The sequence below is a fragment of the Enterococcus sp. DIV2419 genome, from assembly GCF_051711865.1.
GTDB classification, from domain to species: domain Bacteria; phylum Bacillota; class Bacilli; order Lactobacillales; family Enterococcaceae; genus Enterococcus; species Enterococcus faecalis.
In genome coordinates this window covers 2,292,101-2,314,991 of the sequence record NZ_JBIONS010000001.1, presented here as the reverse complement: position 1 = coordinate 2,314,991, position 22,891 = coordinate 2,292,101, and the positions used below count along the sequence as shown (strand labels likewise).

Genomic DNA, 22,891 nt, shown 5'->3' with positions numbered 1-22,891 from the left:
CATGTCATTAAAACCTAATTATTTAGAAGAACGCATTTGTTTAAACGTCTTAGCCAATTCAGTAGAAAATGCCCAAGCCTGTTATGAAGCAGCAGAAGGGCATGTTGTGTTAGGCGTCCTTTCAAAAAACTATGAAACCGATGAAGCAGCCATTGACGATATGAAAAAATACCAAGCAGCAACCAACAACGCTTTATCTGTCGGCTTAGGGGCTGGCGATCCTAATCAAAGTCAAATGGTGGCTCGCTTATCAGAAGTTCTACAACCGCAACACGTGAACCAAGTCTTCACAGGTGTCGGCGCTTCGCGGGCCTTACTTCGTCAAGACGAAACAGTGATTAATGGCTTGGTTTCACCCACAGGCAAAGTTGGCTATGTCAACATTGCGACAGGTCCGTTAAGCTCGGGTGCGCCAGCGGCGGAAGTGCCTATCGAAACCGCCATCAAATTGTTGAAAGACATGGGGGGCAGTTCCATTAAATATTTCCCGATGAAAGGCTTGGCTCACAAAGAAGAATATCAAGCAGTAGCAGCAGCTTGTGCCAAGTATGACTTTTATTTAGAGCCAACAGGGGGCATTGATTTAGAAAACTTTGAAGAAATTGTTCAAATTGCGGTGGATGCCGGCGTTAAAAAAATCATTCCTCATGTTTACAGCTCAATTATCGATCAAGAAACAGGGGACACTAGAACAGAAGACGTGAAAACGTTACTAACCATGATGAAAAACACATTGAATAAGTAGGTGGCAAAGATGAAAATTGCTGCGTTTGGTGAAGTCATGCTTCGTTTCACTCCGCCAGAGTATCTAATGTTAGAACAAACAGAGCAGTTAAGAATGAACTTTGTAGGGACTGGCGTAAATCTCTTAGCAAATTTGGCTCATTTTCAACTAGAAACAGCATTGATTACGAAATTACCTGCCAATCGTCTTGGTGAAGCTGGCAAAGCAGCGTTAAGGAAGTTAGGAATTTCAGATCAATGGGTAGGAGAAAAGGGCGATCATATTGGTAGTTTTTTTGCAGAAATGGGTTATGGAATCCGACCCACACAAGTAACTTATCAAAATCGCCATCAGAGTGCTTTTGGCATCAGCGAGGCGAAGGACTACGATTTTGAGGCCTTTTTAGCGGAAGTAGATATGGTGCATATTTGTGGTATTTCGTTAAGTTTAACTGAAAAAACTCGTGATGCTGCTTTGATACTTGCTCAAAAGGCGCATGCCTATCAAAAGAAAGTTTGTTTTGACTTTAATTATCGACCTAGTTTGAATACAGCAAATAGCGCACTCTTTATGCGTCAACAGTACGAACGCATTTTACCTTATTGTGATATTGTTTTTGGCAGTCGTCGTGATTTGGTCGAGCTATTAGGTTTCATTCCGCGAGAAGATTTAGAAGGTGAGGCACAAGAAACTGAACTGATTCAGCGCTTCATGTCTCAATACAATTTGGAATGGTTTGCTGGGACAACGAGAAGTCATTCCCAAAATCAAAACTACTTAAGTGGGTATTTATATACCCAAAATGAGTACCAACAGAGTGAAAAAAGACCGCTTCTTAATCTTGATCGAATTGGTGCTGGTGATGCTTATGCGGCGGGGATTTTATATGGCTATAGCCAAAATTGGTCGTTAGAAAAGGCAGTTACCTTTGCCACAGTCAATGGGGTCCTTGCACATACGATTCAAGGAGATATTCCTTTGACAACGGTCAAACAAGTGAATCACGTTCTTGAGCATCCGAATCTTGATTTAATTCGTTAAAGAAGAAAACCAGAAGAAAAGTCGCGTGTGGCTTTTCTTCTGGTCTTTTTTTCATTATAATTAAAAGAAACAGATTGCAAAGGAGGCAGCAGGATGAGTGTTGCACATCTTTTAACAGTTTTAGAAAATGATGAATTTATTGAACGGATTCAAAAACGACCAGAAGCGTTCATTGGAACGACTGGCTTAGTCGGCTTAGAGAATTTACTTGTTCAGACAATTAATGGTTTATTAGAGTTTTTCATTGAAAAGAATCAAGGGAAAATTGCTATACAGTTATCGCGTCAACAAATCTCTTTTCAGGTATCTTCCACACGACCGCTTGTTTTTGAACAAAAGCAAGTCGATTTAGAACCGCCTTTTCTGTATTTATCTGTTTTACAAGCCTTCTCAAAACAAGTAGGAATCAGTATCGATCAAGAAAAACAGCGGACTATTTTTATTTACCATCAAGGGCAATTGAAAAAACGATTATTATTACCTATTGAAGAAACCCAGGAACGAATTGAAGTCTTATTTTGGCCAGATACGCAAATTTTTGGTACAGAATCACTTTCTTATATGCGTGTTTTACAACAATGTCAACAGATTGCCATGTTGAATCCAGGCTTAAAGATTCTCTTAACACAAGAAGAGGAACAAAAAAATCTTTGTTATTACCCTAAAGGTTTAAGTAATTATTTATTTGAAAAAGATAACCCATTAACTAGAAAAGCTGCACCGATTATTCAAGCCAAGCAAACAGAATTGGCCCTTGTTCAATTTATTTTGAGTAAAAATCATGCGCCGCAAGTGCAAAAAACATTTGTTAATGGGCATTATCCCAGTCTTGGCGGAACCCACTATGAGGGCTTTCTTGATGGCGTAGTGGCCGCCTTTAATCAATTTTTAGAGGAGCAACATTACTCATTATCTGTGACAGCAGATAGTTTTTTAGCAGAATTTGATTTTGTTTTAGCCATTACGATACCAAAGCCCCGCTACACTGATGCAACGAAAACCATTTTAAGAAATACAGAGTTATATGAAGTGGTTAAAGAAGTCGTTTTTGACGAATTACAACACTACTTTCAACGTCATCCCAAATGGTTAGAGCAAGGAAGAAGCGAGGGAAATGAATGAAAATTTTTGTCGATGGCGATGGTTCACCTGTGAAAGAGACGGTTATTGAAGTCGCTGTAGAGAAAGCTTTGGATGTGGTGATTGTTACTAGTGTAGATCATTATTCCTTAAAAGATTATCCAGAAAATGTCTCTTTTGTGTATGTTGATAAAGGAGCGGATGCTGCTGATTTTAAAATTGTGCAGTTAATAAAAAAAGGGGATCTTTTAATTACACAAGATTATGGCTTAGCTTCCTTGGTTTTGCCAAAAGGAGTGTCGGTTTTACATCAACTGGGTTATCAATATACGAAAGAAAATATTGATGGCTTGTTAGAACAACGCTATTTTAGTGGCCAAATTCGGCGAAAAGGTGGCCGAACGAAAGGACCTAAACCTTTTACAGACCAAGATAGAACAACGTTTAAACAAGCCCTTATTGAGCTGGTGAAACGGAGTCTTTAGCAAGCAAAGAATTTTTCCTTCACTAAATTTGCTTCTATTATGAAACTGGGTTTTATGCTAAAATAAGTAAGGATAATTTGAAAAATAATTTTTTCTAAAAGACAGGAAAGAAACTAGGAGGACAAGCATTTGAAGATTATTTTGTTGTATGGCGGCAGAAGTGAAGAGCACGATGTGTCTGTTTTGTCTGCATATTCCGTTTTAAATGCAATCTATTATAAATATTATCAAGTACAGTTAGTCTTTATTAGTAAAGACGGTCAATGGGTAAAAGGCCCTCTCTTATCTGAACGACCACAAAATAAAGAAGTTTTACATTTAACTTGGGCACAAACACCTGAAGAAACAGGCGAATTTTCAGGAAAACGAATCAGTCCTTCGGAAATTTATGAAGAAGAAGCGATTGTTTTCCCTGTTTTACATGGGCCAAATGGTGAAGATGGAACAATTCAAGGATTCATGGAAACCATTAATATGCCTTATGTAGGCGCAGGTGTCTTAGCTAGTGCTAACGCAATGGACAAAATCATGACGAAATATCTTTTACAAACTGTTGGCATTCCACAAGTACCATTCGTGCCAGTTTTAAGAAGTGACTGGAAAGGAAATCCAAAAGAAGTCTTTGAAAAATGTGAAGGTTCTTTAATTTATCCGGTCTTTGTTAAACCTGCCAATATGGGTTCTAGTGTCGGAATTAGCAAAGCGGAAAATCGTGAAGAATTGCAAGAAGCATTGGAAGAAGCTTTCCGTTATGATGCCCGAGCAATTGTTGAACAAGGGATTGAAGCACGTGAAATTGAAGTAGCCATTTTAGGAAATGAAGATGTCCGTACGACTTTACCTGGTGAAGTGGTGAAAGATGTCGCTTTCTATGATTATGATGCAAAATACATCAATAACACGATTGAAATGCAAATCCCAGCGCATGTTCCAGAAGAAGTAGCTCATCAAGCGCAAGAATACGCTAAAAAAGCGTATATTATGTTAGATGGAAGTGGCTTAAGTCGCTGTGATTTCTTCTTAACAAGCAAAAACGAATTATTCCTGAATGAATTGAACACCATGCCTGGTTTTACTGACTTTAGTATGTATCCTTTACTATGGGAAAATATGGGCTTGAAATACAGTGATTTAATTGAGGAACTGATTCAGTTAGCTTTGAATCGTTTTAAACAACGCCAAGAATTTTATAATAACTAAGAAGAAAAAATCACACAAGACTGGGACATGACAAGACTTTGTCATGTCCCAGTCCCTGTGTCAGAGGAGCAAAACATAATGAAATTAACCTTCTGGGAAGTAGCGCAAGCGGTTGAAGCCAGTAATGATTGGCAACAATGGCCTGATTTTCCTTTAACAGGCATTGAATTTGATAGTCGTAAAATTGTGAAAGGAAACCTTTTTGTTCCTTTACAAGGTGAAAATGATGGTCATCGTTTTATTGAGAGTGCCATGGCTAATGGCTGTCAGGCCGCTTTTTGGGGACAGGATTTAGTCGATGCGCCGCAACAATTGCCTGTTTTGCATGTTACTGATCCACTGGTTGCTATGCAAAAATTAGCTACCTATTATTTAAATAAAATGCAACCGAATGTCATCGCTGTGACTGGCAGTAATGGAAAAACCACCACTAAAGATTTAATTGCTGCTGTGTTATCTGAAAAGTTTGTGACTTACAAAACGCAAGGCAATTACAATAATCAAATTGGCTTACCCTATACTATTTTACACATGCCTGATGAAACAGAAAAACTGATTTTAGAAATGGGCATGGATCATGCTCAGGAAATTTCTTTCCTTTCCAATCTGGCTCAGCCAGAAGTTGCTGCCATCACAATGATTGGCGAAGCCCATGTGGAAAATTTAGGCTCACGAGCAGGCATTGCACAAGCAAAAATGGAAATCGTAGATGGTTTAGCCAAAGACGGTAGTTTATTTGTGCCAAGCGATGAACCTTTGCTAGAACCATTGGTGGAAAAAGTCACGCAACAAGTGATTACTTTTGGTTTTAGCCAGGAAAGTCAACTTCAAGGAATCGTCACAAATGAAGCCAAAGAGCAAACCTCATTCAAAATCAGTGATACACAAATGACGTTTACGATTCCAGTGCCAGGAACCTATAATGTCACCAATGCATTAATCGCAATTGGCATTGGTCGGTATTTCCAATTAACGGATAGTGAGATTCAAAAAGGGTTGGCTACAGCGGAACTAACAAAGAATCGGACAGAATGGCTGAAAGCAGCGAATGGTGCCGAAATTTTAAGTGATGTGTACAATGCCAATCCGACAGCTATGGGTCTTGTTCTGGACAGTTTTAGCAAAATGTCCAAAGTAGGAAAACGAATTGCTGTTTTAGGAGACATGCTAGAATTAGGTCCTGATTCTGCTAGCATGCATCAAGCAATGGCGCAGCATTTAGCCCCAGATGCGATTGAAGAAGTCTTTTTATATGGTTCTGAAATGGCTTATTTAGCTGATAAATTGCAAGAAACCTATGCACCAGCTAACATTCATTCTTTTAAAAAAGAAGAAAAAAATGAGTTGATTGAAGCTGTCAAAAAAGTCTTACAGCCAGAAGATATGGTGGTTTTAAAGGGAAGTAACGGGATGGGACTTCGTGAAGTCATCGATGCACTTTTGGAAAAGTAAATAAGTTTCATAAAACTTGCTGAAAATAGGATTCTATGATAGAATGACCTATTGCCGGAAGATGACGAGAAAAATTGAATCGTAGTAAATAAAATAGATCTATTTCTATGTTTAATAATAAATGTGAAGCTGAACGACCACGTTTGGCTTTTCTAATGCCATAAGGTGAATTTTTCGGTGAAATCAGGAAAGAAGAAATAGTTGGCACACTATAATGGATTTCTTTTTAACAACTGAAAGTGAAGACACCTGAAACTAGGAAGAAATCGTTCTTTCCGAAACAAAATCTAGGAGGATATCATTTGAAATTTAAAGAACTTGGTTTAGCGCCAGAATTATTATCAGCGGTAGAACGCGCAGGCTTCGAGGAAGCAACCCCTATTCAATCAGAAACAATTCCGTTAGCGTTAGCAGGAAAAGACGTAATCGGACAAGCACAAACAGGAACAGGGAAAACCGCTGCTTTTGGCTTACCAATGCTTAACAAAATTGACGCAGACAACCGCGTTATTCAAGGATTAGTCATTGCACCAACCCGTGAGTTGGCTATCCAAACACAAGAAGAGTTATTCCGTTTAGGCCGCGATAAAAAGATTCGCGTCCAAGCCGTTTACGGTGGGGCTGATATCGGTCGCCAAATTCGTGGACTAAAAGATCGTCCACATATCGTTGTAGGTACACCAGGACGTTTACTAGACCATATTAACCGTCGTACCTTGAAATTAGAAACTGTTGAAACATTAGTTTTAGACGAAGCAGATGAAATGTTAAACATGGGCTTCTTGGAAGACATTGAAAAAATCATCTCACAAGTGCCAGAACAACGTCAAACACTTCTATTTTCAGCAACTATGCCGCCAGCAATCAAGAATATTGGCGTGAAATTTATGAAACAACCAGAACATGTGAAGATTAAAGCCAAAGAAATGACGGCTGATTTAATTGATCAATATTATGTACGTTCAAAAGACTTTGAAAAATTTGACATTATGACACGTTTACTAGACGTGCAAACCCCAGAATTGACCATTGTCTTTGGTCGGACAAAACGCCGTGTTGATGAACTTGCCCGCGGGTTAGAAGCGCGTGGTTACAAAGCAGAAGGCATCCATGGCGACCTATCACAACAAAAACGGATGAGCGTTTTACGTTCATTCAAAAATGGTAACTTAGATATCTTAGTGGCAACAGATGTAGCAGCACGTGGGTTAGATATTTCAGGTGTCACCCATGTCTATAACTACGATATTCCACAAGATCCAGAAAGTTATGTTCACCGTATTGGTCGGACAGGTCGTGCTGGTAAAGGCGGTATGTCTGTGACGTTTGTAACACCAAACGAAATGGGTTACTTACATGTCATCGAAAACCTAACGAAAAAACGGATGACACCATTACGTCCACCAACCGAAAAGGAAGCATTTAAAGGACAATTAAGTGCAGCTGTTGAAACCATCGAAAGTGATCTAGAAGAAAATGGTTTAGACAAATATCTAGAATCTGCTGAAGCGTTATTAGAAAAATATTCAGCGACAGACTTAGCTGCGTTATTATTAAAAACAGTAGCGAAAGATCCAGCAGATGCGGTTCCTGTAAAAATTACCCCAGAACGACCATTGCCTTCAAATAAAAAAGGCTTTAACAAAAATGGCCGTGGTGGTGGCGGTGGTAACAACCGTAATCGCAACCGTGGTGGCAATGGTAAAGGTGGCAGCTATCGTGGCAACAAAAACCATAAAGATGGCGACCGTAATTACAAAAATAGCGACCGCAAAAATAAAGATCAACGTGGCGGCAAACGTCATAACGATAAAAAACGTGGTTTCGTCATTCGCGAAAACGCCAAATAATCAAAAGAGCGAGTGTTCCGTCTATGAATGGAATACTCGCTCTTTTTTGGTAGATAATCGTTAAATAGAAAAACTCAAAAAAAGTAAAAAAGGCATCAAAATGATATAAAAAAAGAAAAACGCCAAAATTATCCAAGTTTTCAACGGGGAAGTTAGATTGAAGAGTTTCAGTTTTTGTTGTAGCAAATGAATGGTTACGATCCAAACCAGTTGCAAGAGAAAAAATAGGCTGGGATTTTTAAAGAAGATTGGAAATATGTAGAGCAACAAAGTAAAAGTAAACAAGGCGCAACGAAGTAACTTTTTTTGCCGAGAAGTTAAAGTCATACATTTTTCTCCTTTTTTTTTATTCTCCCATAAGTAGCCAAAATTTGCTATAAAATATTAGAACATCCGCTTAGTTTCCTGATTTTTTCCGATACTTCTTAGTTGTTGTCTTACTTTTATAAAAATTCAGAAAAATTTTATAAAAATGTAAATAGGAAGAAAACGTATGGTACTTCAATTTGTGTGAGGATCTTGTAAAACATTCTTTATTTTTTTAGCGAATCAGTGGAAAAATTTTGAAATTTTGTTAAAATGAAAGGTAATTCGGAGTAACTATATTAAATAGGAAGTAAGGCGGAAAATGATAAAGGGAATTGGTATTGACGCAGTAGAATTAAGTCGGATAAAACCGATTGTTGAAAAACAAGGATCGTTTATTCAACGGGTTTTAACACCTAACGAATTGACCCTTTTTGAAAAGTTATCTACAAAACGTCAAATAGAATTTTTAGCTGGTCGTTTTGCTTGTAAAGAAGCGTTTTCTAAAGCATGGGGCACAGGGATTGGCAAGGTTGGTTTACAAGATATTGAGGTGCTGACTGAAAAAACAGGTGCACCATACGTAGCAAACTCGCCCCATAATGGTAAAGTGTTTGTCTCGATTACGCACACAGATACTATGGCGATTGCACAAATTGTTTTAGAAAGCGAATAATAGAAGTAACGAAGAAAGAAGGATGTACAATGGTCGTTGGATGGCATCGTCCTACACGGTTACATATCGATACGCAAGCAATTACTGAAAATGTCCAAAAGGAATGTCAACGTTTGCCAGAAGGAACCGCTTTATTTGCGGTTGTAAAAGCGAACGGCTATGGGCATGGCGCCGTAGAAACCGCCAAAGCGGCGAAAAAAGGTGGCGCGACAGGTTTTTGTGTCGCCTTATTGGATGAAGCAATTGAATTGAGAGAAGCAGGTGTTCAGGACCCCATTTTAATTTTGAGTGTGGTAGACTTAGCTTATGTGCCTTTATTGATTCAATATGATTTGTCTGTAACGGTAGCTACACAAGAATGGTTAGAAGCTGCTCTTCAACAACTAACGCCTGAGAGTAACACGCCATTACGTGTTCACTTAAAAGTCGATACTGGCATGGGACGGATTGGCTTTTTAACCCCGGAAGAGACTAAGCAAGCAGTGCGGTTTGTTCAATCCCACAAAGAATTTTTATGGGAAGGGATTTTTACTCATTTTTCAACAGCTGATGAAATCGATACAAGCTATTTTGAAAAACAAGCAGGGCGTTTTAAGGCTGTTCTAGCAGTTTTAGAAGAGTTACCACGGTATGTCCATGTTAGCAATAGTGCGACAGCGTTATGGCATCCTGATGTGCCAGGAAACATGATTCGCTATGGAGTAGCCATGTATGGATTGAACCCTTCAGGTAATAAGCTGGCCCCAAGCTATGCGTTAAAGCCGGCCTTACGGTTGACCAGTGAACTTATCCATGTAAAACGCTTAGCGGCTGGTGAAGGGATTGGCTATGGCGAAACCTACGTAACTGAAGCTGAAGAATGGATTGGGACAGTGCCAATCGGCTATGCAGATGGCTGGTTGCGTCATCTCCAAGGATTTACAGTGCTCGTGAATGGTAAGCGTTGCGAAATCGTCGGACGAGTGTGTATGGATCAATGTATGATTCGTTTAGCAGAAGAAGTTCCTGTCGGCTCAGTCGTTACATTAGTTGGAAAAGATGGCAATGAAGAAAATACGTTACAAATGGTAGCCGAAAAATTAGAAACCATTCATTATGAAGTTGCATGTACTTTCTCACAAAGAATCCCCAGAGAATATAACTAGATAGGAGGTTCCACTATGGTCAAACGCGGAGATATTTATTTTGCAGACCTTTCCCCAGTAGTGGGCTCGGAACAAGGTGGCGTCAGACCTGTCCTTGTTGTCCAAAATAACTTAGGTAATCATTTTAGCCCAACGATTATCGTTGCGGCGATCACAGCCAAAATGGCAAAGCCAAAATTGCCAACACATATCGGGATTAATTCTGATGAAACGGGCATTGAAAAAGATTCAGTGATTCTTTTAGAGCAGATTCGAACAATCGATAAGGGTCGCTTGAAAGAAAAAGTTTGTCATTTGAGACTTGATATTATGGAAGAAGTTGATCGTGCCTTAGGCATCAGTGTTGGACTTAGTAGCGATTCAGCCCCAGCAAAAGCAAATTCAGCTACATAAAGAACGATAGCTACTATGAAATCAACAAAGACGAATTGGATTTTTTTAAAAGCGACTGATCTAGTTCGGTTCGCTAAACATAGTTTGAGTAAAAGCGAGAGAGATGGCCAAGTGGCATCTCTCTTTTTTTGTTTTATATTTTAAAAATTAAAATATAAATATAAAATATAAAATTTTATCATTTTATTTTAAATAAAGTTGTTGGCAAGGCTCAAACGGAATGTTACAATCAATACTATATAGAGTTTTTAAAGAGCGTAACAGGTGATTTTACAAGTTTTGATTGTCGAACGATGACATAAAGGAGATTATATTTGTATGATGATTGTTGTACTTTTAATGAGTAGTTGCTTATTTTTATTTGTAAGCTATCAATTGTATTTGCGATTACTTGTCGAAAAACTGGATTCAGAGGACCGGACATTAAAGAGGAAAATAAATTTCTATAAGTATCAGAAAAATAGTCGTTTAATGATTTATTTATTGTTTAGTGTTTGTCTACTTAGCGTATTATTGTTAGGAATTGTTTATACATATTATCAATTAAATCAACGAAATATCCGCATTGAACAACGGATCGAGCGTTTGGCACAAGGCCAAGCTACTCAAGGTGACAAAATAAAAAAACAAGCGATTAAAAAAACAGCCTTAAATCAGTTTCCCTGGAAGCAAGCTGTTTCGGCAGAATCGGCCGCTGTCTTGACTAATTATGAATTACAATTAGCGCGTGAATGGCGTCCTTACCTCGGAGAGACGAGTATCACAATGATTAGAAGTGAAAAAACACAAACCTTGACACTGTCTGTTTTTTCAGTTGGCTTAAGTTACCATGAATTTCAAACAGGCCAAGACAATATTGTAGCACTTATTGCAGCGTTGAATTCAGTCAAAGAAATCACCATGATTGATTTTAATTTTACTTATCGAGATCAAGAGCAAACCCTTGTCAAATCCATTGATACGTATGCTCGTGAGACGCTTGAAACAAATTTGGAGCCTGTCGTGATTAGTTAAAAGGACGAGAGAAAGGACATATATATGACAAAAAGACGTTTAATCAAAAAAATTAAAGATATTTCGGATGATACGCTTGAAAAAGAAGTCTTTTTTCAGCCAGGATTCGAACCAGAAAAAATAATTAGCGGAATCAAACCAGAACAACAGGAAAAAGAAATGGCGACGTTAAGAGAAAGGCTCGCCTACTATCAGAAAAAAGAAACAGCCTTTAAAAAACTTCAAGAAGAAAATGAGCAATTAAAGAACCAACAAGAAACGGAAAAACAAGCATTAGAAGAAAAAAATCAGGCATTACTTGAAACACTAAATCAAAAGGAACATGAAATTTTTGAATTGGAAGAGCAACTGGAAACGAACAGTGAAAACACGACAGAGGCTACCACTCTTCAAACAAATCTGCAAAACGCAGAAAAACAATTAACCACTGTACATAATCAAATGGAACGTTTAGAAAGTGAATTAACGCAGCAAGTGGCAGAATTAGAAAAAGAATCGGCTGAACAGCAACAACATATCCAGACATTACACAACCAGTTAGCAGAAGAAAAAGGAAAGTTGGAGAAAAAAGGGGATATTACAGGAATGGAAAAGCAAGTAGAAACGTTAACGACAGAATTAGAAGAAAGCACAACGACTCAACAAGCATTGCAGGAACAAATTGAAAAACTAACTGTACAATTACAAAAAGTAGAAGCTGAAAAACAAACCTTACAAGAGGCTGCCCAACAAGAAGTGATTGTGCAACAACGCATGGAGGAGTTAAAGAATGAGCTTCAAAATAGTTTACAGCAAAAAAATGAAGCGGAAGTAAAATTAGGGCGACTGCAAGGTGTCAATGACAAACATCTTGCTGAAAAGCAAGTTTACGAAGGAGAATTAGCTGCTCTAAGAAAAGAAGTAGAGGCCAAAGAAGACAATTTAGAACAAGTTCAAAAAGAATTGAAGACACTACAAGCCGTTTCAAAAAATATTGAACCGAGTAGTGAGCAGTTAACAGAATTGCTACGCGCAAAACAGCAAATCAACGATTTATTAATGAAAAATCAGCAATTACAAGAAGAGGCTTTAAAATCGCAACAAGAAATTGGCGAAGTGATGGTTTCTGCCAAAAAAGAAGCCAATCGGATTGTTAATGAAGCGAAAGTAGAAGCAAAACACCTAATCAATTCCGCAGAATTAGAAATGTTAAATATTGGTAACCGAGCGAAAAGTATTTCGAATGAAGTCGAAGCATCAAAAGTAGAAGTACTTGAGATTTATCGCGAATTAGAGGAACGTTTAACTAAACTGACACGTCTTGAACAAGATAACTATTAATAAAATGGTCAGTAAAAAGTTAATGGGAGCAAGGAAACTACATTGTCTTGGGGTCCTTTTTTTAGCTGTTACACTAAGTGGCTCTGCAGAACGATTACAGGCTGCTGTTGTCTCAAAGAAAGAGCAGTCACTAAGGCAACCGCTTATCAGGAAAAACATAGTAACAGAGAAGAGCGAATATCTTGTACAAGCAAATCAAAGTATCTGGGAGCTGGCACAAGATGCGCAGAAACCACTGAATCAGTTTATGAAGGAGAACCAGTTACGTAGTAGTTATATAAAAAAAGGAACGCAATTAGTCAAATAGAAAAAAGGAGTAAAGAAAGGAAAAGTTTATTTAAGAAGCTTTTCCTTTTAAGAAAACGATGGAAGAATGGATAAAGTCAGTTATGCGAACAATTCGCCACATTAAGCGCGCCTTCTTGAAGCAAAAGTTGCCTGCGACATATCAGCTAAAAAAGCAAAAGGCTAACACAGCAATGGAATATTTGCTTGAGCAAACAGATAACCATCGATCAATAAGAGGACCGCAAAGAAAAATGACCGCTGAAGAGATTAAAAAAAAGCGGCAAGCCTACCAAAAGAAACAACGCATCCAAGTCGTTAGATTTTTTATGCCAGCTATTCTTTTCGCCATTTTTGTGTTCTTTTTTGTGTTAAAGACATCTAGCCACCCAATTGCTGGGCAATCCATGAAGCCAACGCTTAACGCAGGGGAACGAGTCTTAGTACAACGGACGAAGCAAGTAACAAGATACGATGTGATTGCATTTAAAGCACCGTTGGCTAGCAAAGGTACGTACGTCAAGCGAATTATCGGGGTTCCTGGTGATCGAATTTGGGTAAACGAGGGAAAACTTTATCTTTCAGAAGAACCTATAGCAAGCGATAATGAGGCACTGCCTGAGAATGCCAGTCGTTTTGACTTATCGGAAGAAGTGGCAGCCCAACTTCGCCTGTTCCAGAAGATTCCAGCCGGTCATTACTTTGTCTTAGGGGACAATCGTACGCATTCAAGTGATAGTCGTACGTTCGGCTTTGTCGAGATACAAGCGATTGAAGGAATCGTGGTGTTTAAAATGGCGCCGTTTAAGGAAATAGGGAAAGTAAAATAAAAAGCTTAAGTCAGCCATCTAAGAGTAGGGCACTTAAGCTTTTCTTTTTAGAGATTATTTGCCCAATAACAATTGAATGATTTTTTCAATTGATTGTAGGTCGTAACGATTACTAATATCCGAAAAAATATAGTAATGGTCATACTGGGCAACGAGCTGTTCATTATTGGTATTCATTAAAAGCAAATCATAATGGTTTTCTGCGTTGTAAGGCTCAATTTTCAGCGGATATTTTCCAGCGATACTCTGTTGTATTTTTTGTGCTACCAACTCGCTATAAGCACTGCTCAGTGAGTGATAAACACCAATTGTTATTTTTTTTTCATTTAATTCAGCAATGTGATTCAAAATAAGTGTATAATTAATTTCAGTAAATTGATTTTGGTACTTAGAAGCAGTGACTTTTGTGGCAAAGTTCGTTGTAGCGATCTCCACTAATTCGTAAACTTCACTTTCGCTAAAAGGATGACGTAAGACTTTCAAAAGTGACTGAATTGTCCAATAATCAAAGGGTAAAATAAATCCTGAAAAATAATAGAGTTGCGCATGTAATTGGAAAAGTAAATTTTCAATATAAAGTAGCCGAATAGGCAGCACGTAATGGGATAAATAACCACGTGCTTTAAGGTACGTTAAAATGACCCGGTTCATTTCGTTAAGATACGTTTTTTCAATTCGTTGTTGTTTTGCTAAACGAAAGGCGAAAGCAGCATTCGCAGAATAGTTATGCATGGAACAAAAAAAGTCATAAAACATATAGGCTTCGTTGATTGTATATGGACGGTCGATTCTTTTCATATATGTATGTATAGATAAATTAATTTCTTCAAATAAAGGTCGATCGAGTTGGACATCCTGTGGACTAATCGTTGGCAGGGGTTCTAAAACCATGCGACGAAAAGAAATTTTCATCCAAAGTTTAATTTGGAGAATTTCTGTATGGTCAAAGGTAATTCTGGGGATTTCTTGTAGTATCTCGATTAATCCTAGGTATTGATTGGCCAGCTCTTTTTCTAAATCTGTTTTTTCTTCAAAGATAAACCAGAAAAAATTAAAAAAGAAAAAGCGAATTTGTTTTTCTTCGCCAACAAGTTTTCCTCGTTTGATACGTAAATTAAACTCATTGAGTAAATCATTTAATTCAACAATTTTTCGATAATAGGTAGCAGAGCTAATGGCATAATTCTGTTGGAAATACCCGCCATTTATTTCATTTTTATGGAAGAGTTGCTGGACCATGTGAAACTTAATAGATTTATCTAAGAACAACATGATCATTGCTTTCATGGAAAAGGTAGGCGCTTTATTTAGATATAGAGTGTCACCTAATACAGTTAAGGTGAGGTTTTCTTGAAGTTGCTCTTCTTTCAAAAATTGCTCTAAAAAAGAAAGATATTCATTCAATGTTGGTAAACTAATATTGAAAAAATCTACTAATTCATTTCGTGTCGCTCGGCCTTTATTATTATATAGGAACAATAAAATATCATTCATATAATCATAAGGCTTTTCTAAAAAATCTCGTTTTAGCATCGTTACTCACCTCTCTTTTAAGAATACTGTATCTATGATAAAATGGCAATAAACAACTGATAAAAAGATTGTTTTTTGAGGTGTTTTTTATTATCATTAAGAAAAAGAAATAATAAGAAAAAACAAAGTATTTAAATGACAACAAAATAATTAAAATGAAGGAGCGACAGAACATGAACAGCGTAGTGAACTTTAGAGATATTGGAGGATTTCCAACGAAACAAGGCACATCCGTCAAGACAGGGCATTTTTTTCGGAGTGGGGAACTCGTTAATGTTGCACAAGAGGATCAACAGAAACTGGTAGAGGACTATCAAATTAAACGAATCTATGATTTTAGAAGTGCAGCAGAAACGCAAGAACGACCAGATGATTCAATTCAAGGAACCAACTATTTACATATAGATATTTTGGCCGATATTCAGGCGCAGACTGCTTCATTAGAAGGAATGCTTAAAACGGTTGGTTCACCCGATGCAGCAATGGACATGGCTTATAAAGAGATGGTTCTTTCCAATTCGGGCCGCAAAGGTTACCAAACATTTTTTGAAAACTTTTTAAGTTATCCACAGGAAGCTATTTTATTTCATTGTTTCGCAGGAAAAGATCGAACAGGAATCGGTGCAGCCTTGATATTAAGTGCTTTAGGTGTGGAACATTCTTATATTTTAGAAGATTATTTAAAGACGAATGAGCAAAGAAAAGCCGCTAACGAGCAGATTATTGCGCAATATCAAGCAAATGGAACGCCTCCAGCAGAAATTCAACAATTAGAAACGCTGCTTTATGTGAAAAAAGAGTACTTAGCGACCGCTTTACAGGCGATTGAAAAAGAATTTGGTTCGGTAGAGGGGTATTTAAAAGAGGGACTCGGTTTACCTTTATCCGCCAAAAAAGACATGCTAAGTCTGTACACAAAATCATAGATCCTAAAAAAAGGACTATCCTTTCTAAAAAAGAAGTTTTATAATAGAAAAGAATCTGTTTGTAAGGAGGGATAGGGAATGAAAGAAGGACAAGAACAATTCTTAACGTTCATACTAGATCGAACAAAAGAAGATAAAAAAGAAAAAATGCAAGCGCTACTTGCAGAAATGTTTGAACGCCAACAAACAGGCAAATTAGATAAAATGTACTTGATGACAAAAGCACCAAAACTTTTGGCTTATTTAAAACCAGAAGCCATTGATGAAGTTAAACAAGTCGTTTCGGAATTTTCTAAAAATATGAAATAAACAATCTTAGCTTGAACTTACGACATTTTAAAAATGTGTCGTAACATTCAAGCTTTTGTTTGTTATTCTCTTGTATTTTATGCTAAAGTTATTCAGGCACAAAAAAAAGCAGGTGATTTTATGAAACATATAAAAAATACATGGGAACTATTTATTTTAGATTGGAAAAGAATTTTTAAAAACCCAGTAGCAACATTTTTGATTGTTGCCTTAATGATTATTCCATCATTATATGCATGGTTTAACATTAAAGCACTATGGGATCCGTATTCAAATACAGGAGAGTTACCAATAGCGGTCTATAGTGATGACCAAACAGCAACTTTTCAAGATAAATCGGTCAATATTGGTGATGAAGTCTTGAAAAACTTGAAGAAAAACAAGCAATTAGGTTGGCGTTTTGTTGATTCGAAAAAGGAATTAGATAAAGGGGTCCAATCAGGAAAATATTTTGCCGGGATTTATTTACCTAAAGATTTTTCCAAGGATTTGCTAAGTTTTACTTCTGGTGATATCAATAAACCTAAAATTGAATACTCAATTAACGAAAAAATTAATGCAATTGCGCCGAAAATTACGTCAAAAGGCGCTTCTTCCATTCAGTCACAAATTTCGGAAGAATTCATTAAAACGGCAAGTAGTACGTTAATCAAAACATTCAATGATATTGGCTATGATATTGATAAAAACATGGTCAGCATTCAAAAAGTTAAGAGCATGATTTTAGATACAGATGCCAACATTGGAACCATTGACACGTACGCGAAACAAGTCACTGACTTACATGGTAAGATGCCTGATCTAAAAGAAAAATTAGCGAAAGCCAACGATGCGATGAAATATTTACCTGAAGTTGATGCTTTGGGAGAGAAGATTGTTGAGCTAAATGGTAAAATGCCAAGCATCAAAGAACAAGCTAGTGTTATTTTGACGTTACAAGAAAAAATTCCAGAAATTCAAAACGCTGGCCGACAAATTGCTATGATTGATGAAGACTTTGCCTCTGTGGAACAAACAATGAGCGAAGGAATCCAAGAAGCAAAACAAGGATTAGAAATCATTCAACAAGTTCAAACGGCGTTACCAGATATTCGTAAACTAGGTGATCAAGCCAATGATTTAGGGAATGTCACATTAGATGGCGCCACTCAATTGGAAAAGGCTTTACCTGGAATTACTCAAAGTGTGGGGACGATTTTAAAAGCAATTGGAACAATTAGCGCTGGTGTAAATACAGCACTAGAAGATTTAAAAAATCATCGTTTACCAGTTGAAGAAAGAGAAGCAATTAAGCAACAACTGTCTGAAAGCCTAGGAAAACAACATGAAAATATCCAACAGCTGATTCAACTGTTTACGCAAATACAAGAAGCCACAGGTAACACTGATTTACAAGACACAATAAATAGATTGAATACGATTGATGGTATTGTAGTTAGATTAAAAACTGATGTTGATAACATTGATGTGAATGCGGTAACTGATGCAGATTTAAATGCTATTCAAGCAGAAGCTCAACAAGTAGAAGCAACCGTCAATAGTATTAACCCTGATGCAATTGAAAACACAGTAAAAACGATTTTAGACAAATTAATTGCTACCATCCAAAACGCTCAAGGTCAACTAAACAAAGCGCAACAAATTGACTTTGAAGGATTATTGAGCTCAACAAGTCAAACGGTCACTAATGCGATTTCTTTATTAGAAAAATATCAAGCCGAAATGCCGGCAATTAAACAAGAAATTCATGATGCGAATACGATGTTGAATGGCAATATGGAAACCATTGTCAATGGCATTAATCGTGGTGCTGATTTGTATAAAAACGATTTACCAGTCATTCAAGACAAAGTCAGCAAAGCGGCAGCCTTTATGCAAAATGACTATCCAGGTATCCGAAAAGATTTAACGAATACCTTGAAAACAGTCAATGAGAAAATGCCAGATGTTGAAGCGGCCTTAGACAAAGCCAACGAGCTGATTATTAATGATTGGCCAAATATCAAAACAGGATTACACAAAGCAGCGAATGCAATCCGTAAAGGTGAAAAAGAAGTTGATTTAGGTGAAATTCTTAAATTACTAAAATTAGATGCCAATAAAGAAAGTGACTTCTTTACACAACCAGTTGAAGTCAAAGAACATGCTGTTTATCCGATTGCTAATAATGGTTCGGCAAGTACCCCATTCTATACAGCTTTGTGTTTATGGGTTGGCGCTGTGTTATTCTCAAGTGTTGCGACAACAGATGTTTATCTTGAAGGAAAAGATAAAAAACGCTTTTCTAAACGGGAACAATTTTCAGCACGGATGTTTACCTTCATTGTCATGGGGATTGGTCAAGCACTGATTGTAACCTTAGGTAATTACTTTGCGTTAGGCGTAGATGTTCGTAATCCAGCGTATAGCGTCTGGTTTGCGGTATTGATTGCCATTACGTTTATGATAATGGTTTATGTGCTCGTTGCTCTCTTTGGCAATGTAGGGAAAGGAATTGCGATAATAATCTTGGTACTATCCATCTCTGGTGGGGGTGGGAACTACCCAATTCAAGTCTCAGGTAAATTCTTCCAAATGATTAATCCGTTCTTGCCGTTTACGCATGCCGTGAACTTGCTAAGGGAATCAGCAGGAGGCATTTACTGGCCAAATGCTTGGTTTGCCATTTGGATTATGGTGGGGATTTCAGTCGTCTTTAGTATTGGCGGCGCAATTCTTTATCCACATCTGGAACACAGATCGAAAAAATTTGCGGCTTTAGCACAAAAGAGCCATTTATTCCATTAAAAAACAAAAAGCTGAAAACGTCTCTAGCGTTTTCGGCTTTTTGTTTTTCTTTATTTTCAAGGCAACCCTAACAAAGAAGTTTTGGGGGCTCTTGCTTTTGACTTTTTGGCAATGCTAAATAATAAAATCTCCCTCAGAAAGTGAGGTTTTTTGTGTACAAATGTATAAAAAGGTTTTATAGTATTTTTTTAAGAAATAAAAAGTGGGTAGGGGTTGTAAAATGATTCAAGCATTGCTTCAACGATATGAGAAAAAAATTGAACGTCGTAAATTGGAAAAACGAACAGCATTCGGTGCTTTTGCCGGGCGGATTGGGCTTGTTTCTAATTTATTTTTATTCGTTAGTAAATTTATGATTGGCTTGCTTTCAGGTAGTGTTTCAATCATGGCAGATGCCATTAATAGCTTGTCCGATACTATTTCTTCAGTTTTAACATTAGTCGGTTTTTATATTGCTGGTAAGCCAGCGGATAAAGAACATCCCTATGGCCATGAACGTTTTGAATATATTAGTGGAATGCTTGTATCATTAGTGATTACGTTTATTGGGTTTGAGTTTCTAACGACCTCCGTTGATCGCATCCTGCATCCAGAATCAATCAAGGTGACACCCATTTTATTTGCTGTTTTAGCTTTATCAATTGGGATTAAAATTTGGCAAGGGCTGTTTTACAAAAAAGTATCAGCAAAAATTGATTCTCAAGCATTAGTTGCTTCTGCTAAGGATAGCTTTAATGATGTTTATACTACATTAGCTGTTTTGATTTCTGCATTTATTGAAGGCGTCACTGGTTTGCGAATTGATGGATATATTGGTTTTTTAATTGCTGCATATATTATTTATAGTGGCTTGCAGTTAATTCGCGAATTTATTAATGAGTTGATGGGCATGCGTCCGAGCCAAACAGAAATTGATGAAATGAAAAATGTCTTATCAAAAATGGAAACAATTGTAGGATATCACGATTTACTGATTCATAATTATGGTCCCAGCCAAACGTTTGCGTCTGTTCACATTGAAATTGATGATCGCTGGGATTTAAATAAAGCCCATCAGACAATCGATGCGATTGAAGCGAAGTTTAAAGAAGAATTGGATGTTAACCTTGTTTGTCATATTGATCCAGTGAATTTGTATGACCCAACACAACAATTTGTTCATCAAACAATCAAAAAGATTATTCGTTCTTTTGATGCGTCTTTAAAAGTCCATGATATCCGCTTAGTTACCCATGGTGAAGAACCGAAGATTTTGTTCGACTTGGTTTTGCCTACAGAATCAAAATTATCTGAATTTGAACTGGGTGTGGAAATTCAACGGCAAGTTTATGAAAAAATTGGTCGTTATAAAGTGGAAATTACCTTCGATCATACGTACTTGTTACAATAAAAGGGAATAATTAACTAAGTTTTTAAGCGTGAGCCAAAAGGTCAAATAGACTTTTAGCTCTCGCTTTTTTGTTTAGAGAATGCAAATCCTTTTGTTATCTGGATTCTCTTGATAAGATAAAGGAAGCGGTGGGGCTGTAAATGAGTGTCTGATTAAAAAAAGATGGTGATTTTTTTATCTTTTTCAGTAACAAAAATCAATTGACTTTTCATTGTGAGAAGCGTAGCATATGGATTTGTTTGATAAAAAATAATGAAAAAAGTGAGCGGGTCACTCTAGAGAAAAGGAGTAGAAAAAAATGGCGGATTTAAAACGACTGTTCATTGGGAAACCATTGAAATCAGCCGAAAATGATGAACATAAATTAAGCAGATTTGCAGCGCTTGCGTTGTTATCTTCTGATGCACTTTCATCCATTGCGTATGGTACAGAACAAATAGTGGTGGTTCTGGTTACTTTGTCGGCGGCTGCGATTTGGTATTCATTGCCAATTGCTGCATTTGTTATTATTTTACTTATTTCTTTAACATTGTCGTACCGACAAATTATTCATGCGTATCCGCATGGCGGCGGCGCATACGTTGTTAGTAGTGAAAACCTCGGCAGAAATGCCGGTTTATTGGCTGGTGGTTCGTTGTTAGTCGATTATATGCTAACAGTAGCCGTTTCAGTTTCAGCGGGTGCAGAGGCGATTATATCGGCGATTCCAGCGTTATATGGTCATCAAGTAGCAATTTCTATTGGGATTGTGATATTGATTACCTTAATGAACTTGAGAGGCCTGCGAGAATCTGCCTCGTTCTTAATGTTGCCAGTGTATAGTTTTATCGCAATTATTACCTTACTGATTGTTGTTGGACTATTTAAAATTGTGACTGGCGCACAGCCATTGAATGCGACAGCTTTACCAGGAGCCGTGGTTCCAGGAATTTCTATTGCCTTAGTTTTACGGGCGTTTTCATCTGGTTCTTCTTCCTTAACAGGGGTCGAAGCAATCAGTAATGCAGTGCCATTCTTTAAGAAACCACGAGCAAAAAATGCTGCTGGGACGTTAGCGTTAATGGCAACGATTTTAGGGTTCTTCTTCGTGGGGATTACATTTATTAACTATTGGTATGGGATTGTACCAAAAGAAGAAGTGACAGTTCTTTCACAAATTGGGAAAGCGGTCTTTGGTCAAAATATTTTATATTATTTATTACAGTTTGCGACAGCCTTAATTTTAGCGGTTGCCGCTAACACAGGATTCTCAGCCTTTCCAGTTTTGGCTTATAACTTAGCCAAAGATAAGTTTATGCCGCATATGTATATGGATCGTGGCGACCGTTTAGGCTATTCAAATGGTATTTTAACTTTAGCTGCTGGTTCGATTGTTTTATTATTGATTTTCCAAGGTTCCACAGAACGTTTAATCCCATTGTATTCAATTGGTGTATTTATTCCGTTTGCTTTGTCTCAATCGGGCATGGTTGTAAAATGGCGAAAAGAAACTAAAAATTGGTTGCCAAAATCAATTGCTAACATTGTCGGCGCCTTTATCTCTTTCGCGATTATCGCCATTTTGTTTATTTATCGATTAGGGGATATCTGGCCGTTCTTTATTATTATGCCGGTGTTGATTTATGCATTTTATCGGGTCAATACTCACTATAAAAATGTGGCGGAACAGCTACGTTTAGAAGATGGGGCACAGTTGCATGAGTTTGACGGGAATACAGTTATTGTTTTAGTAGGGAACGTAACCAAAGCAAATGTCGGCGCCTTGAACTATGCGCGTTCCATTGGTGATTATGTTGTTGCCATGCATGTCTCAATGGATGAAAACGTTGAGAAGGAAAAAGAAATTCAGGAAGAGTTTAAAAAACACTTCCCGGACGTTCGTCTATCAATTGTCCATTCTTCGTATCGTTCACTGCAAAACCCTATCTTACGTTATGTTGATTTGGTTAGTAAAAATGCCACGAAGCATAACTACAGTACAACGGTTTTAGTACCACAATTTGTACCGAATAAACGTTGGCAAAATATTTTGCATAACCAAACAAGTTTACGCTTGCGGATTCGTTTAGCGTGGCGGGAAAATATTATTGTGGCTACCTATAGTTATCACTTGAAAAAATAAATAAAAAAGTCTGCCATCTTTTG

The 22,891-nt window shown here is 37.4% G+C and carries 21 protein-coding genes; 19 read left to right on the top strand and 2 right to left on the bottom strand.

Going from position 1 to position 22,891, the window contains the following annotated elements; all coding sequences use genetic code 11:
- Position 1: 1 nt before the first annotated feature.
- The 7 genes from dagF to cshA all read left to right on the top strand — a co-directional run bounded on the left by dagF (position 2) and on the right by cshA (position 7,832).
- Positions 2-745 carry a 2-dehydro-3-deoxy-phosphogluconate aldolase gene (dagF, locus tag IGI97_RS10900; RefSeq protein ID WP_002361094.1) on the top strand — a complete coding sequence of 248 codons (744 nt, stop codon included), beginning with the start codon at positions 2-4 and terminating at the stop codon, positions 743-745.
- A gap of 9 nt (positions 746-754) precedes the next feature.
- On the top strand, positions 755-1,765 hold the full coding sequence (locus tag IGI97_RS10895) for a sugar kinase (RefSeq protein WP_002355718.1): 1,011 nt from the start codon (positions 755-757) through the stop codon (positions 1,763-1,765).
- Between the two features lie 93 nt (positions 1,766-1,858).
- Entirely contained in the window at positions 1,859-2,887 is a 1,029-nt protein-coding gene (locus IGI97_RS10890; RefSeq protein WP_002355719.1) for a hypothetical protein, read from the top strand.
- The gene (locus tag IGI97_RS10885) at positions 2,884-3,330 is read left to right on the top strand and encodes a YaiI/YqxD family protein (RefSeq protein ID WP_002355720.1); all 447 of its coding nucleotides are present in this window, start codon (positions 2,884-2,886) and stop codon (positions 3,328-3,330) included. The genes IGI97_RS10890 and IGI97_RS10885 overlap by 4 nt, the downstream gene beginning before the upstream one ends.
- Positions 3,331-3,459: 129 nt before the next feature.
- Positions 3,460-4,530 (top strand): D-alanine--D-alanine ligase, encoded by a 1,071-nt coding sequence (locus tag IGI97_RS10880; protein ID WP_002355721.1) that lies wholly within the window; start codon positions 3,460-3,462, stop codon positions 4,528-4,530.
- Between the two features lie 78 nt (positions 4,531-4,608).
- A complete protein-coding gene (locus tag IGI97_RS10875; protein ID WP_002366255.1) occupies positions 4,609-5,982 on the top strand; it encodes a UDP-N-acetylmuramoyl-tripeptide--D-alanyl-D-alanine ligase in 1,374 nt (457 codons plus the stop codon).
- 302 nt (positions 5,983-6,284) lie between these two features.
- Positions 6,285-7,832 (top strand): degradosome RNA helicase CshA, encoded by a 1,548-nt coding sequence (cshA, locus tag IGI97_RS10870; protein ID WP_002355724.1) that lies wholly within the window; start codon positions 6,285-6,287, stop codon positions 7,830-7,832.
- 60 nt (positions 7,833-7,892) lie between these two features.
- Here cshA and IGI97_RS10865 read toward each other — a convergent pair whose 3' ends face one another.
- A complete protein-coding gene (locus tag IGI97_RS10865) occupies positions 7,893-8,159 on the bottom strand; it encodes a hypothetical protein (RefSeq protein WP_438738622.1) in 267 nt (88 codons plus the stop codon).
- A 301-nt stretch (positions 8,160-8,460) separates the two neighbouring features.
- Here IGI97_RS10865 and acpS point away from each other — a divergent pair, with 301 nt between their 5' ends.
- From acpS to lepB, 7 genes are all read left to right on the top strand, one after another.
- Positions 8,461-8,814, top strand: a complete 354-nt coding sequence (gene acpS / locus IGI97_RS10860; RefSeq protein WP_002355727.1) for a holo-ACP synthase — start codon at positions 8,461-8,463, stop codon at positions 8,812-8,814.
- A gap of 29 nt (positions 8,815-8,843) precedes the next feature.
- Complete coding sequence (gene alr, locus IGI97_RS10855; protein ID WP_010712068.1) at positions 8,844-9,959, top strand: alanine racemase; 1,116 nt, start codon at positions 8,844-8,846, stop codon at positions 9,957-9,959.
- A gap of 15 nt (positions 9,960-9,974) precedes the next feature.
- On the top strand, positions 9,975-10,352 hold the full coding sequence (locus IGI97_RS10850) for a type II toxin-antitoxin system PemK/MazF family toxin (RefSeq protein WP_002355729.1): 378 nt from the start codon (positions 9,975-9,977) through the stop codon (positions 10,350-10,352).
- A gap of 318 nt (positions 10,353-10,670) precedes the next feature.
- On the top strand, positions 10,671-11,366 hold the full coding sequence (locus IGI97_RS10845; RefSeq protein ID WP_002355730.1) for a hypothetical protein: 696 nt from the start codon (positions 10,671-10,673) through the stop codon (positions 11,364-11,366).
- A gap of 24 nt (positions 11,367-11,390) precedes the next feature.
- Complete coding sequence (locus tag IGI97_RS10840; protein WP_438738620.1) at positions 11,391-12,686, top strand: hypothetical protein; 1,296 nt, start codon at positions 11,391-11,393, stop codon at positions 12,684-12,686.
- Positions 12,667-12,993 (top strand): hypothetical protein, encoded by a 327-nt coding sequence (locus IGI97_RS10835; protein ID WP_438738618.1) that lies wholly within the window; start codon positions 12,667-12,669, stop codon positions 12,991-12,993. The genes IGI97_RS10840 and IGI97_RS10835 overlap by 20 nt, the downstream gene beginning before the upstream one ends.
- A 58-nt stretch (positions 12,994-13,051) precedes the next feature.
- Complete coding sequence (gene lepB / locus IGI97_RS10830; protein WP_438738616.1) at positions 13,052-13,801, top strand: signal peptidase I; 750 nt, start codon at positions 13,052-13,054, stop codon at positions 13,799-13,801.
- A 54-nt stretch (positions 13,802-13,855) separates the two neighbouring features.
- On the opposite strand, the gene IGI97_RS10825 is transcribed toward lepB, so the two are convergent.
- Complete coding sequence (locus IGI97_RS10825; RefSeq protein WP_104866484.1) at positions 13,856-15,334, bottom strand: helix-turn-helix domain-containing protein; 1,479 nt, start codon at positions 15,332-15,334, stop codon at positions 13,856-13,858.
- A 173-nt stretch (positions 15,335-15,507) separates the two neighbouring features.
- Between IGI97_RS10825 and IGI97_RS10820 the strand changes: the two genes are divergently transcribed.
- From IGI97_RS10820 to IGI97_RS10800, 5 genes are all read left to right on the top strand, one after another.
- A complete protein-coding gene (locus IGI97_RS10820) occupies positions 15,508-16,260 on the top strand; it encodes a tyrosine-protein phosphatase (RefSeq protein ID WP_025193856.1) in 753 nt (250 codons plus the stop codon).
- Positions 16,261-16,338: 78 nt separating this feature from the next.
- The gene (locus IGI97_RS10815) at positions 16,339-16,569 is read left to right on the top strand and encodes a hypothetical protein (RefSeq protein ID WP_002355737.1); all 231 of its coding nucleotides are present in this window, start codon (positions 16,339-16,341) and stop codon (positions 16,567-16,569) included.
- Positions 16,570-16,689: 120 nt separating this feature from the next.
- Positions 16,690-19,356: a YhgE/Pip family protein gene (locus IGI97_RS10810; protein WP_438738613.1), complete on the top strand. Its 2,667-nt coding sequence runs from the start codon at positions 16,690-16,692 to the stop codon at positions 19,354-19,356.
- Between the two features lie 220 nt (positions 19,357-19,576).
- The gene (locus IGI97_RS10805) at positions 19,577-20,746 is read left to right on the top strand and encodes a cation diffusion facilitator family transporter (protein WP_002386999.1); all 1,170 of its coding nucleotides are present in this window, start codon (positions 19,577-19,579) and stop codon (positions 20,744-20,746) included.
- Positions 20,747-21,044: 298 nt separating this feature from the next.
- Positions 21,045-22,868 (top strand): APC family permease, encoded by a 1,824-nt coding sequence (locus IGI97_RS10800; RefSeq protein WP_002379167.1) that lies wholly within the window; start codon positions 21,045-21,047, stop codon positions 22,866-22,868.
- The last annotated feature ends 23 nt before the right edge of the window (positions 22,869-22,891 follow it).